Origin of the sequence: Cohnella phaseoli (assembly GCF_003386235.1) — a bacterium.
Taxonomy (GTDB): domain Bacteria; phylum Bacillota; class Bacilli; order Paenibacillales; family Paenibacillaceae; genus Cohnella; species Cohnella phaseoli.
The window spans coordinates 1-14,478 of record NZ_QRDZ01000010.1 but is presented as its reverse complement, the minus strand read 5'-3'; the positions used below and the strand labels follow the sequence as shown (position 1 = coordinate 14,478).

Here is a 14,478-nt window from a genome sequence, read left to right as displayed (position 1 = left end):
AAGCGCCCCACCGTCGGTAGGGCGCCTGATGGAATCAATCCTCCCAAACGGCGAGCAGCGGTTCGCGAAGCTCGCCCTGAGCGGCAAAGCGATCGATCAAGCCGCTTATGTCCGCGATGCTCATAGGCGTATCGCCGACACGAACGAGCTCGATGTAGTCCAGGTTCGTGCCGGTGCCGTCCGCTAAGCTGGAATTCGTCATCGTGATCGTATGATCTCCTTCCGTCAACGTGAACAGAAGGTAACCGCCGCTCGGATGATGCAGCGCCATGAGATCCCAATCGTTCCAGCCGCCCGTGTTCGGGAAGTAGATGTTGTAGTCGCCGGCACCGTCGATTCGGAACGTCCGGTACGATTGGTCAAGCGCTGCTGCATAGCGGAGCCTAACCAGGTATTGACCGGGATCGTCGACGTGCACGTTCCATTGGAGCGTGTGCCCGATATCGTCCCATCCCCTGAACGAGTTGATCGCGCCAGCCGGTTGAGCTCCCGGCTTATCCGTCAGAGTGACGCTGCCTCCGGTTTGCGCGGCGAATTGCTCCGCTTCCACGGTGATTTTCACGCTACCCGGACTGTCGCTGCCCGGTTCGACCAGAACCGCCGACGGCAAATTGGAGTAAGGATTGTCGCTTTCTACGGATACTTTATCGGCCGGAGGAAGCTCTGCAAGTGAACCGGCGGTGCAGATGCAGAACGCCTGGCGAGCCGCATCGGTTGCGAACGACACTTGGCTGCCGCTGCGAACGACCGCCAGTTGGTTGACGGCATGGCCGTCGGCATCCAGTACGTACACGTTCCGATCGGACGGTACGTCGGCAACCGTAATGACCGTGCCGGCATCGCCCATGAAATCGACCCTGGCGCTGCCGGAGCCGAGCTTCGTCCACTGCAGACTGCCGGCTTGCCGGTCCGTCCCTATGGTGACATTCCCTGCCGACGCATTCGTTCCTTCGGTGAAAGCGAGCGCTGCCGTCGCGCCTGAAGGATCAAGGCGCTTGAACGCGACGTTGCCGTCGGTTGACAGCGTCGTTTCGGAGGTTGACTTCACGCCCGTTCCTTGCCCGACGAGCAAGTAATCTTTGCCGCCGTCGAGATGCTCCGCTTTCAATCCTTTGACCGGGCCTGCAACCGGCGTATACGCGAACTGCTGGATATTAGATGCGTTCGTGTACGGCTCGATTAAAGAAGCGTAGTGCGTTTCCTGCCGCCCGCTCCTCCGGGCAATCAGAATGGAGTTGTCGCCGATGGTCGATCCCTTTATGATTTCCGTGCCCGGTTCGCCGATCATGCGAATGCCGACATGGGCATCGTCCAGCGCCAGCGTGTAGGTCCAATCCTGATTGGCGGTCGCGCGGCTGACCGAGTCGACTTTATCATAGCCGTTCTTCGCGCCGAGCGGACCGGAAACCGGCTGCAGCGGCGCATCGCCCGCGTAAGCGCCCGTCTGCTGCGAGACGGGAAAGTTAAGCGCATAATCGTATTGATGCGGTCCGGGGCTGCTCACATGAAACAGATCGATCACGTAATCGTCGATCATCGCGACGGTCCGGTCGAGCTTCGTATCGAACAGGCGGTCTTCGAGCTTGGTTTGACTGAAGGTAGATCCGTAAATCGGCAAAGCCCCTCCGTACGCTTTGTCATTATAAGCGCGGATAACCTTGAATACAGGGCCGATGCCCAGCGCCTTTTTCTCTCCCGCCGAGGACCGCCCGGCCGTATCTCCGGCCCACATCGCCCACGGCGCGAAAGCTTGCGGCGCCTGGCTCGTTTCGTCGACCACGATCGTATTGTGGGCAAGCGTAGTCCGGCCCCAAGGGATTTGCGGTCCCGTTTGGTCATAGGCGAAGGAGCCTGCTTCCTGAACGGCTTTCTGACCCAGCATGTGAAGATTCAAGCTTAGTTTATCCGAATGATAGTGGCCCGTAGCGGCGCCGTAAGGGTCCCAATACATGTTGAGATTGCTCTCGTTTCCGTCCCCGGGCGAACGGAAGAATATCGCTCCCGTATCTTCCAAGACGGTACTGCCGAGCCAATTGTAGCCGGCGTTCGCGAAATCGTTCGTGCCGATCGTAAACGGCCCCGGCGCGATGCTGTCGAGCGGCTCCGCGTAAATAAAACCGGCGTCGCGCGGCATTCCCGAACGGTCGAAGCATACCGCGGCGGCCAGCGCTTTGCCGAGTGCGGGATCGAGCCCGTACCGCGCATAAGCCAGCTCGCTTTCGTTCAGCATGATGCTGATCAGCGGGCTGTAGGCGAGGATGCCCGAATCCCCGACAGGCGGCACGGCGTTGTTCGAGAACCGGTAATAATCGAGCGCGGCGAGCATTTCCCGGATCGGGTATTTGTTTTGTATGCTGAGACCGTCCCTCTCCCGAATGCCGCTCAGCGGCGTATGGTACAGATCCAGATTCGCGTTGTACAGAGCCTCCGCGAAGCCGATGGAGGCCGCGGTGGTGAATTTCAGATAGGCGACTGAGTTTTCGAGAAAAAATCCGTCTTCATTCACATTGTTCAGCAGGTTGTTCTTGATGCCGGTAACCGGATGGTTCACCGCGAAATCGACCCAATCGGGACGGTTCAACAGAAGCCCCGTCGCCCCGACGGAGAAATCCATCCAGGTCACCCAGTTCGAATAACGCATATTCGGATTGTTTTCGATATAACGTCTGCTGTTCTCGTAATTCGTCAGGAACAGCCGATTTTTGATCAGGCTTTGCTCTTCCGCATTCAAAATTCCGCTCGGCATTATCAAATCGTAGGCGCTCATCAAATGCATCATATGCCGGATTTCCGCGAGCAGCTCGAAATCCCAGCGTGCCCTCGTCGTGTCCACATAGGGCAGATCCAAATAAGAGGAGGCCAGCCCGAGTAGCACTTTTTTGACGTACTCGGCATATTGCGGTTCTCCCGTCAACTGGTACAAGAGACCGGCATCCCTTGTTTTCGTCATAAATTGAATAATCGGGTCGGAGGCCTCGCGCGTGCCGGCGCCGAATATCGGGTAGACGATCTCGGGCGCTGCGACAAGCGGATCGACGCGTTTTTTCATCTGTTGAAAAGCGTTTTCCGCCCACGAGTACGTTTCTATTTTTGTCTTGGCCAGGTCTAGCGTTTCGGACGAGTAAAATAGGAACGGATGGCTTCGGACCGCAGGAGCCTGGTTGTCAACCTTCGGCAGAATTTGCGAGACTGTCTTGATCTCAGCCGGGACGACCGCGGACGCCGCGCTTTGCGAATCGGTTATCACCATTCCGATATACGCATCGGTTGCCGAGCCTCCTCCGGGAATGCTTTCCGCACTTGCGTGGGATGCGGGTATGCCGCTGCTCAACAGGCGGGCTTGCGCGAGATTTTGCCCTGTTACCGGCACATTGTAGGTATACAACGAGACGGTTGCGCCCGTCAGGATTACGGCGTCTTCATCCGATACTTTCCATGCCGACACGATGCTTCCGTCAAACCCGCGAATGCTTTCGAACGCCGACGGAACGGGAATCTGATAAGGTTCAAGACGTGTGCCGGCTACCGCCGATTCCCCGTCGGACGGATGTTGAGCGACTATTCCGGCATAAGGATAGGTCACGGGATCGATGATGAACGATGCGTTCCCTGCCGCAATCGGGATGCCCGACTGCACAAGTACGGCCGAAGGGAGGTTACCGTCGTCAAGCGGCGCGGAATGCGCATATACGGAAACCGTTACGCCTTCGCCCGTCATGGAACCCTTGTTCCAAAAAACATGCGCTTCCCCGTTAGGCCGATAAACGGCTTTCGTCACCTCCGGGGGCGGATATTTGCTCGCAACGGCCGATACGTTATCGAGCCACAGCGTTCCCGAAGAGTTCCATAGGAAATACTCAAGTCTTGCTTTCACTGCGTTCGCAGGCGGCCGAATATAGAAGGAGGAGAAGAACCAGTCGTTCGTTCCCTTCCACTCGTCAAACAAAACGGAGCCCAGACTTGTGTTCGCCGAATTATAATACTGCACGCGCAGCACAGCCCCGAGTTCTCCTTCGACCGCATCCGTCTTAGCCCACTGGCTCAGCTTGTAATATTGCCCGGGAGTGACGGAGATGTCTTGGACGGCGCTGACCCGCGCAGGTGCAGCCGCGTGAATGCGCAGCGACTTGAGTCCTTCGTGGTAGTCGGCAGCGCTCACCGCCGATTCGTACGTTCCGCTGTATCCGGCGAACGTCCATTCCGTCGGTTTCCCGCTGCTGTCGTGATATTCGAACCCTCCGTTGCGCAGCAACCCGCCCGAAGGCGGCGAATTATCCAACTGAATGGCGTCGAACCATACGGTTCCGGAAGCTTCCCACAGGAAATATTCCAGCCTTGCTTTCACTGCGGCAACTGGGGGTTGAAGGACATAGCCAAGACGGAACCAATCTTGCGTGCCTTTCCATCCGCCGTATATCGTGCTGCCCAAACTGCTCCCCGCCGCATTGTAATATTGAACGCGAATCGTTACTCCTATGCTTGTGGAAACAATGTTTTCCAGCTTTATGCTTTGATTAAGGGTTACGTTGTGACCTCCGATTACGGGAACATCCTGATAGACGGCGACCCTCGCCGTTTGCGCCGCCTGCAGGCGGAGCGACCGCAGCCCTTCGGCATGCACCGCCGTATCCGCTGTCGCGACGTACGATCCGCTGAATCTGCCGAATGCCCACCCGGACGGCGTTCCGTTCGCGTCCGTCGCTTCAAAGCCGCCGTTGGCGACCGGATTCGAAGCGTCGGCGTATGAGGTCGCAGGCGCGGGTAGTCCGAGTCCTAGCAGAAGGACGACTGCGAGAAGGTACGCAAGCTTTTTCTTTGCAAAGGCTGTCACTTTCAATTCCTTTTCCCCCTTTACCTAAATGAATTTTGATGGGCACTCTTTTTAGGACGATTGGTTGCAATGCAAGCGCTTCCGTAAATCGGCTCGCTCAACAAGCTTTAGAGTAGTATTCTGGCGATCGAACCGTCAATAGTACATATTTAAGCGGGCTTAACCGATTGGAAGATCGCTGCCTACTGATAACAGGCAGCCGGTCCGAACGATCACCGGCTGCCTGTTCATCCGACAAGCGGGAAAACTCTACATATCGCTTTTCGTCTGCAGCGCTATCCGATCCGGATCAACACGACGCCGTATCCGGGCATCTCCACTTCGAGCGAACCTGCGCCGGCGCCATCGTTTTCCAAACTCATGGATAACGTCTCGTCCGGCTGAAAATCATGGTCGGCATCCAGCCGGGACAGTGTGCTTGACATGCCTGCCTCACATCCTTCAACGATGACCTTACACCGGGCGGGCTTCTCTTTGGGATTGCTGATCAGCAAGGCGATTTGCCCGCTATCGTTCGTTCCTGCGCATGCATATACGTTTTGGGCCGCTGCCGTGCCTCCCCCAACCGTAACCGCAACCCGATAAGGATGCTTCACCAGCTCATTGAAGGCGACGAAAGCGTAAAAGGTTTTCTGCGGAACCCCGTAATAATCGAACAGTCCGCAAAACAACGCGCTCGGTTGGCCGTCGTAGTAATTGGCCGCGTCGACCCGGGCATCCTGCAAGGCGATCAGCGCGGCAGCGCAGAACGAGGCCCCTTGAACGCCCTTCGCTTTCTCGAACGTGTCGCGCCTGGCCTTGCCGCTGCCCCTGGCCCACAGCCTCTGCGTCCAGTCGTTCAAATCGGCGTAATTCCACTCGTTCAGGTGGACTTCCACATCCGCGAAGCCGTATTCGACGAGCCGCTCGTGCATCAACGCCGCGTTGGCAGTCAACCGCTCCACCTCGACCGTATACGTATGCCAGGAGAAGAAATCGAGCGGCAGCGCATGCTCGCGGCAATACGCGAGAAATCCCGGAAGAAACTCGCTTTGCGGCTGGCTTAACGCGTAGCCGCCCACCTTCAGCTCCGGGAACCGCGCCTTGATCGCCGTCGCGGCGACGCGGTACAGCTCGTAGTATTGCTCCGCCGTTCCGGACCACATCATATTCCCGAGATCGGGTTCGTTCCAGATTTCCCAATATTCGATGCCGTAATGAAAGCCGTCTGCCCAGCCCTCGTTGTAATGACGGATAATGCTGAGACAGATGCGCGCCCACTTGCCGTAATCCCGGGGCGGATGAACATCGTATTTGATCTTCGTATGTTCGATGCTCTGGCCGAGCCTGTACACGATCTTCGCCCCCGTATCCAGCACCGAGCGGATATACGTATCCGTTCGGGAGAAATCGTAGCCGGCCGGATCCTCGGGATCCCGGGAGAAATCCGGGAACACGGCGCTGATATCGACCTCCCGCGGATACGGCCAGTTCGGGTCGTGCAAGCGCACGAGCGGAATACCCGCTTCCGTGTAATGATGCGAAACGTCGATCAGCTCTCCGTAACAGACGGGGCCGTTGTTGACTCCGTGCAGCACCTTGATCGTACCGCTCCTTTTGCTCAAATCCACTTTAATCTCTTGCAGCATGCAGTTCTCCTCCTATGGAACCCGGCATTTTTGCGATCGGCCGAGACCTTATTCCCATCGTAAAAGACGCGGGGCCCGGATTCCATATTGCATCCTTAAGCGCGCATGTCGTTCTGTTAGCCATCCCCCGCATTTCGGTATTCCTGAGGCGTGACGCCATAGTATTTCTTGAACACTTTAATGAAATAAGACGTCGTCAAATACCCGACCTGTGCCGCGATTTCGAATATTCGCAGTTCGCTGCTCTTGAGCAGCTGTACCGCTCGCTCCAGCCGGATGCGCAGCAGGTAATCGCTCAGCATTTCCCCGGTTTCCAGCTTGAACACTTTGGACAGGTGAACCGGATGCCACCCGACATGATCCGCCAGCGTCTGCAACGACACATCCTCGCTAAGCCGCTGATGAATGAAATCTTGAACGATGTGAACCACGGCCGTCCTGGAATTGCTCATTTCCTTGTTCGCCGTCTGGTGCAGCGCATCGCAAACCGCCTTCGCCCATTCACGCAGACGATGGACCGACAGCGATTCCTCCGACAAATACAGCTTGCCGTCATGCAACAGCTCCAAGACCGGCCGACCGTTCGCATGGGCATAATGGTACAGGGCGGCGGAGAAGGCGTGGTAGACCTCAAGGGCATATTCGTGCGTCGCCCCTCCACGGCCGCCGAGCTGCTCCAGCTCCGCGAAGACGCTGTCCAGCTTGATCCGGATCTCCTCCCAATATCCCGCCTCGAACAGGTGGAGCAACGACGGCGGCTTATGGAGGGCGGACAGCGAATCGATGCTTTCCCGCTCCGGCACCCGGCGGGCCGTCATGAAGAAACCCTGATTGCTGCCGATCTGCGTGCGGATGAGCGCGAGCACCTCGGCATGGAGCTTCGGCAAGCCTTCCGGAAACTCGCTTTGTCCGCCTACGACGACCGAGACGTTCCCTTTCAGAAACGTGGCGACATTTTCCTGAAGCAGACATGCCCCGCGTTCCAGCCGTTCCAGCAAATCGGCATGCCCCATCCCTTCCGGCATCTCTCCGACAGCGCCTTCCGCCGAACGCGGAGCTGCCGCCACGACCAAATAATCGTGAGCATCTCGGCAGGACCACAAATGGAAATCCTGCGCCATGATCTCCCGGGCCATGTTGATGATGGCATATTCGATCAGCCACCGGTCCTGGTATTCTTCGGAGGCGAACTCGCCTTCGAGACGAATCAGCATAAGCGCAACGGTATCGTCCAAACCGAACGGCAAGCGCAGCACACGCAGCTTGTCCCCGAGAAGCCGCGCTCCGAATTTGCGGCCGTTCAGCAAGTCGCGCAGCAGATCGGCCTGCAAAGCCGGCAGCTGCTCGTTCAACGTGGAGACGGCCCGCTGATAGGAGCTGATCTGCTCCCATTTCTCGTTCAGCCTGCCGGTAATGCCGCGAATCGCCGAGATAATCGCATCATCGCTAACCGGCTTCAGCAAATAGTCGACAACTTGATGACGGATCGCCTGTTTGGCATAGGAGAACTCCTCATATCCGGTCAACAGCACGCATTCCGTATTGAACGACAAGCTGCGAATGCGTTCGATCAGTTGAATGCCGTCCATGCCCGGCATCCGAATATCGGTCAGGACGATATCGACGTGATGCTGCTCGATGATCTGCAGCGCTTCCCGGGCGGAATATGCGCCGAACACCTCCCCGATGCCGAGCTCATTCCACGGCAACGTGCCGGTCAAGCTGTCCACTACGAATTTCTCGTCGTCCACGATCAAAATTTTATACATCGTCCATCCCCTCCTTTCGAATCGTGACAGTCACTTTCAAGCCGCCGAGGTCGCTCGAGGAGAGAATGAGGCCCGACTGCTTGCCGAATATGAGCTTTAGCCGCTGATTGACGTTCCACAGTCCGTAGCCCGACTCGCCTTCGCTGCTGCTGTACATGACGTGCTGCTCCAGCTTGTCCATCGCTTCCTCTTCCATCCCGCTACCGTCGTCCTCGACGACGATCCGGTATTCGCCCGCTTCGTCTACCCCCGTCAAACGCAGCAACCCTGCGCTCTCGCACGGCTCTATGCCATGCACTAGCGCGTTCTCCACGATGGGCTGGAGAATGAGCCGGGGCAATTCGATCGTCAGCAGCTTGTCCGGGATTTCAATCCGGCAATCGAGTCGTCCAAGCCGCATCTTTTGAATCGCTAAGTAATGGCCCAGCATGTCCATTTCCTCTTGCAGCGTAGCCGTCTGCTTCCCGAGCCGGGTCGTATACCGAAAATATTCACCGAGACTCAGAGACATCGCCACGACCGCCTCTTCGTCGCCCAGCCGCGCCATGCTTTTGATATAAAACAGGCAATTGTACAGAAAATGCGGATTGATCTGCGACTGCAGCTGCTTCAGCATCGCTTCCTTGGAGCGGAGCTGCTCGACGTATACCTTGCCGACCAGTTGTTCGATTTCCTGCGACATCTCGTTGAAAAGTTGGAACAAATAGGAGAATTCGCTGCCGCCGTCCCCTTTGATCCGGGTAGAATAATCGCCTTTTCGAATGCGCTGTACGTTCCGGATCAGCTTGCGGATCGGCACTTGAACGTTGCGGTAAAGCACGAATGAAGCGAGAACGCTCATGCAGAGCAAAACAAGCGTGGATATATAAAACAGGTTGCGACTCTTGTTGATCGGAGCAAGCACGGTGTCCATCGGAACAAAATCGACCAAATGCCAGCCCAGGCTCTGCGATTGAATTGAGCTAACCATAAACTCCTGGCCGTTCAGCTCGACGGTCTGAGCCTCCACGGCAGGCTTCGGAGGGTGTTGCGATAGAAACCGGCTCAATTCCCGGATATCGTCCTGATCGGCCGTTCGATTGGTCACGACGCCGAACTCGGGATGGTACAAGAACGGATTGCCGTTTCCGTTCGCCTTGTAGCCGTCGAGCATGTTTTGCAAATAGGCCGTCGAGAAGCTGATGCGAACGATCATGCGTGCTTCGTCAGGCTGCTCGTAAGCGGATAAAGGCAATACCGAGAACCAGACGAATGCACTCTTCTCCGTGTCCTGCTTAAACCGCCATCCCCTGGCCAACTGGTCGGCGAACATCGTCTCGTCGTACAAGACGGTTCGCTTATCGGTAGAGACGACAGCGCGGGCTTGCTTGGACCAGACGGTAATGTCCGACACCCATCCGCTCATAGACGCCTGCAGATTGATGTGATCCTGAACCATTCCCATCAGCTTCTTCCACTCGGAGAATTCTTCTGATTCCTCCATATAATTCAGTTCCCTTACAGCCGGATCGTTGATCATCGTCAGCGAGTTCGTAGACAACTGCTGGATTTGCGCATCCATCTGATGCAACAGGAAAACCAGCTTGCTGAAATTCATCTCCCTGATCTCGTCTTTGATTACGCTCACCGACTGCTGGTTGGAATACGCGTACAACGCAATGACCGGAATCAGCAGACCCAGCACCAGCACGACAACTTTCACGAAAATGGTCAACCGCCGATTCATGCACGCCACCACACCTGTCTCCCATATTTGTGAAACGCAAAAGACGGACTCCGCCCGGGAAGCGTTGCCCGCCTTTCTATTCATTCAGAAACCGATTTATACCATTCGTTGACTTCCTTCGTAATTTGTTCGCCGCCCTGCGATTTCCATTGCTCCACGAAGGCGTCGAATGCATCGACCGGATCGCTGCCGAACACGATCTTGCCGTACGTTTCCAGCTCGATTTTACGCAGATAATCCCACTTTTCCTTCATTGTAGGCGTGTTGCCTCCAGTGAACAGGTTTTTGACCTGGGAATCGCGCTGGTTCCACACGCTGACGGCCGCTTTCATTTCCAGTGGCGTGGCGAAGCCTGACCATATTTTCTCATACGGCGTTTGCGCCTTGTTATGGATCGCCACATTGTTCAGAGCCAGTAAATTTTGCGAGGGGATACGCGGCCCGTGATACAGCAGGCTGTAGAAGAAGACACGGACCCCGCCGCCCGGAATCTTGTTGAAATCATAGGTTGGCTCACCGTCGACGATATCCCAATCGTACCCCTTGGCCCAGCCGTGCTCCCATTCGCTTCCCGGCTTCGGATCGGCGATGTTGTCATACAGGTAATTACCGTACGTGAAGAAAATTTCCGGGTTCTTCATGTTTTTGTTGATGAAGATCCCGCCGATGTAATTCGGCTTGCCCGGAATCATTCTGCCGCCATCCGGGCCGGTCGGCGCTTCGTAGGTGACGAGCTGCGCACCCGGCGTGTTCTTCTGCAGATCGGTACCGATCGGCCACACGTCCGCCCAGTACGGTCCGCCGACGGAGCCCGCACGGCCCGACGCCATAAACGCGCCGGCTTTGTCGACATCCCAGATCGACGCTTCCTTCGGAATGTAGCCCTTGCTTACCCACTCCTTGAGCTTGGCCAGCGCGGGCTTGATCTGCGGCTGCACCGACCCGTACGCCAGCGAGCCGTCCGGATTTTTCAGCCACATATCCGGCATCGCCCCGTATGCGCCGAATACGAGTGACGAGAAGCTGTAAGGATCGGCGTAGGAGTTTTTGAAGCCCGCTACCGCTCCGTACGTATCTTTCTTGCCGTTGCCGTCGGGATCGCCGTTCGCGAACGCGTCCAGCATGCGCTCGTAATCGTCCAAAGTTTTCGGTGGCTGCAGTCCCAGCTTCTTCATCCAATCCTCCCGCGCCCACAGCAGCGGATCGAAATTGTATTCGTATTCGAGCACCGGAATCCCGAGCCGCTTCCCGTCGCGGGTGTATTCGTACCAGGCCGTCGGGCTCTCGGCCATCGCCTTCTTCCACGCCTCGCCGGCATATTTGTCGAACAGCTCGCCGGCATCCTGGAACTTGCCGGACTCCATGAGCAGCTGCGCGGTTTCGCCGAAGGCGATGAGGACGTCGGGCAGAGATTCATTCGACGAGAGCGCAAGCTTCACCTTCGTATCGTACGCATTGTTCGTGTCCACGACCGACCATAAATTTTTGATCTCGATCCCCAGCTTCTCCTTGGCCCAGCGGTAGTGCACGTTATCGTCCGCCGACTCGCCGTTCTTATAGGTTGCCGGCGCAGGCATGCCTCTGACGGTCGTAATCACGACGGGCGGATCGTACTTGCCGTCTTTCAACACAGGAGCATTCCCCTCAATCGGGGTCCCCTCCGTTCCGCTGTTCGCCTGCCCATGATCCCCGCTTTCCGAACCGTTCGAGCAGCCTGCCACCAACATCGCCAGGACAGTGGCGAGCAACAAAAGCCTGGCTTTTCTCCAGTGTTTCATCGTTTCATCCCCCAAGTCAGTTGTCCGTTTCCTCCTAAATTGTAAAAGCTGCATGCGAGGATTCAAATAAGACGATCTTAAGCGGAGATAGCACGATTTTAGCGTCGACCCTCCCAGCTAACAGAGTCGTATGCCAGACTAAGAGAACGTTATATAGCCGCTCCGGGCGCAGTGATAGATTTAATTATAGATGAAAAAGAAAAGAGGTATCAACAACTATGAAAGATACTACTGCGCCTCACCGCACACCCCCTTCAGAACGATTCGGCCGGCGGAGAAGTCCGCTCCTCTCATCCAGGACGCTTCCCTTCCACCTCATGCTGCTTCCCGCCGTCGTTCTGGCCTTTCTATTCTCCTACCTGCCGATTACCGGTCTGGTCATCGCCTTCCAGGATTTCAAGCCATGGCATCCCTTGTTTCAATCGCCTTGGGTCGGATTGGATCATTTCCGCCTGCTGTTCGAACGCGAAGACAGCGTTCAGGTCATTTGGAACACACTCATTATCGCCTTCCAGAAAATCCTATTCGGTCTCGCCGTACCCATCGTTTTCGCTCTCCTGTTGAACGAAGTCCGCAAAATAGCCTTCAAACGAGCGGTGCAAACGATGGTCTATCTCCCCCACTTCCTATCGTGGGTGATTCTCGGGTCGATCCTGATCGACCTGTTGTCTCCGGAAGGCGGAATGGTGAGCCGGTTGCTCGTTTCCTGGTTCGGCTTGGAGCCTATCTTCTTTCTGGGGGACAACCGCTGGTTCCGCTTTACGCTGGTCGTAAGCGAGGTGTGGAAAGAATTCGGCTTCAGCACGATTCTGTTCTTGGCTTCGCTGGCCGGGATCAACCCTTCGCTATATGAAGCCGCCGAAGTGGACGGAGCGGGGCGCTGGAAAATGACGCTCCACATTACGCTCCCTTCTCTGGTTCCGATTACCGTCGTCTGTGCGGTATTGTCGCTGAGCAATATTTTGAACGCCGGATTCGATCAAATCTTCAACCTGTACAATCCGATGGTCTATCAAACCGGCGATATCATCGATACCTTCGTATACCGAGTCGGCATTCTGGACGGCAAAATGAGCTTCGCTACCGCGGTAGGTCTGTTCAAGTCGGTCATCAGCTGTGTGCTGGTTGTCGCCGTTTACCGGCTCGCTTACAAAATCGCCAACTATAGAGTGTTCTAAATCATGAGACTTAGACAAGGAGACTTGCGACTATGTATTACAAAACAACCGCCTACCGGACGTTTAACGTCTTCAACTATATCGTGCTCGCGCTGATCGCAGTTGCCTGCCTACTACCCATGATCCATACGCTAGCCGTTTCTTTCAGCGGCAGAGGGCCGGCCAACGCTTTCCAGGTCGGGCTGTGGCCGGTTGATTTTACGTTCGACGCCTACCGCAAGACGCTGAACAACCCAAACTTTCTTCATTCGCTCTGGGTGTCCGTCATACGCACGATAGCGGGGACAGCGATCGGCATGTCCGTCATTTTTCTGGCCGCTTATCCGTTGTCCAAAGACAACAGCGTGTTCAAAGCGCGTTCGTTCTACTCGTGGTATTTCATCATTACGCTGCTGTTCAACGGAGGGCTCGTCCCCTCCTATATCGTCGTTCAGAAGCTCGGCCTGCTGAATTCCATCTGGTCGCTCATTCTGCCTGTTGCCGTCAATATCTGGCTGCTCGTGCTCATGATGAGCTTCTTCCGCTCCGTTCCCAAAGAGCTCGAGGAAGCCGCCCTAATCGACGGAGCGAGCCAGTTGAAAATATTAACGCTTATTTTCTTGCCGGTATCGCTGCCCTCCGTGGCGACCTTGTCGCTGTTCATGATGGTGTTCCATTGGAATTCCTGGTTCGACGCGCTTATCTATATCGGGGATATTCGCGATTATCCGCTGGCGACGTTCCTGCAGACGATTCTGATCCAGCTCGACACGATGAAAGTGTCGATGAGCGGCTTCGACGCGGAGAACATGTCCAATCGAACGGTGAAGGCGGCGCAAGTGTTCATCGGCGCTCTGCCGATTCTTATGGTGTACCCGTTCCTGCAGAAGTACTTCGTGAAAGGGATCGTGGTCGGGGCGGTGAAGGAGTAGAGAAGCAACCCTAACGCACTTTGAGATTGAACTCGAATGGAAACAGTCCCGATGACCTCTTGCATCACCGGGACTGAAACCGTTCCTACATCTTGTTTGTTTATTGCGGTAAAACAACACTAGCCAAGCGGCTATCCGAAACACTAAAAATTCCTTGGTATGAGTTAGATCTTATCGTTCATCATCGAACGGAGACTGGAAGGTTTACACGAACCGCAGATGAGCAGATTGAGGTTATTAAGGACATTGACAGCCTTGGCGTATGGATATTCGAAGGGACGGACCGTCCCTCCTATCGTTGTTTATTTGAAATGGCGGATACCATCCTATTTCTAGATACGCCTTTGTGGAAACGCAGAATAAGAATCTTAACCCGGTTTCTCAAACAAAATCTGGGTATTGAAAAGTGTAACTATACACCTGATATAAAGCACTAGTCATGCATCAAACCTGACATAATAGTCGAAGGGTGAGGCCTAATCCAATATTGTGATTTGGTTTCATATTTTCCCATTTGATTTTCTTCCCAGTAAGCCAAAAAATCAGAGCAGGAACAGGAGATGCGATTTTCCACAAAATTGGATATTCATTTATCTTTGCCTAACGTAGTATGACGCGCTGATTCTCCTCGACAAGCTTGACTCTATCCGTCTTCTG

Annotated in this window: 7 protein-coding genes; 2 read left to right on the top strand and 5 right to left on the bottom strand. The window is 55.6% G+C overall.

The features are described 5' to 3' along the window. Positions 1 to 34: 34 nt before the first annotated feature. From DFP98_RS14145 to DFP98_RS14125, 5 genes are all read right to left on the bottom strand, one after another. The gene (locus tag DFP98_RS14145) at positions 35 to 4,831 is read right to left on the bottom strand and encodes an alginate lyase family protein (RefSeq protein ID WP_246016541.1); all 4,797 of its coding nucleotides are present in this window, start codon (positions 4,829 to 4,831) and stop codon (positions 35 to 37) included. Between the two features lie 275 nt (positions 4,832 to 5,106). Next, positions 5,107 to 6,459 (bottom strand): GH39 family glycosyl hydrolase, encoded by a 1,353-nt coding sequence (locus DFP98_RS14140; protein WP_116061257.1) that lies wholly within the window; start codon positions 6,457 to 6,459, stop codon positions 5,107 to 5,109. Between the two features lie 116 nt (positions 6,460 to 6,575). Continuing rightward, entirely contained in the window at positions 6,576 to 8,228 is a 1,653-nt protein-coding gene (locus DFP98_RS14135; RefSeq protein WP_116061256.1) for a response regulator, read from the bottom strand. Then, complete coding sequence (locus DFP98_RS14130) at positions 8,221 to 9,954, bottom strand: sensor histidine kinase (protein ID WP_220377097.1); 1,734 nt, start codon at positions 9,952 to 9,954, stop codon at positions 8,221 to 8,223. The genes DFP98_RS14135 and DFP98_RS14130 overlap by 8 nt, the downstream gene beginning before the upstream one ends. A gap of 80 nt (positions 9,955 to 10,034) precedes the next feature. Then, positions 10,035 to 11,732 (bottom strand): type 2 periplasmic-binding domain-containing protein, encoded by a 1,698-nt coding sequence (locus tag DFP98_RS14125; protein WP_116061254.1) that lies wholly within the window; start codon positions 11,730 to 11,732, stop codon positions 10,035 to 10,037. Between the two features lie 317 nt (positions 11,733 to 12,049). Here DFP98_RS14125 and DFP98_RS14120 point away from each other — a divergent pair, with 317 nt between their 5' ends. Both DFP98_RS14120 and DFP98_RS14115 read left to right on the top strand, forming a co-directional pair. Beyond that, positions 12,050 to 12,910: an ABC transporter permease gene (locus DFP98_RS14120; protein ID WP_246016540.1), complete on the top strand. Its 861-nt coding sequence runs from the start codon at positions 12,050 to 12,052 to the stop codon at positions 12,908 to 12,910. A 32-nt stretch (positions 12,911 to 12,942) separates the two neighbouring features. Further along, complete coding sequence (locus tag DFP98_RS14115) at positions 12,943 to 13,821, top strand: carbohydrate ABC transporter permease (RefSeq protein ID WP_116061252.1); 879 nt, start codon at positions 12,943 to 12,945, stop codon at positions 13,819 to 13,821. Positions 13,822 to 14,478 lie beyond the last annotated feature (657 nt).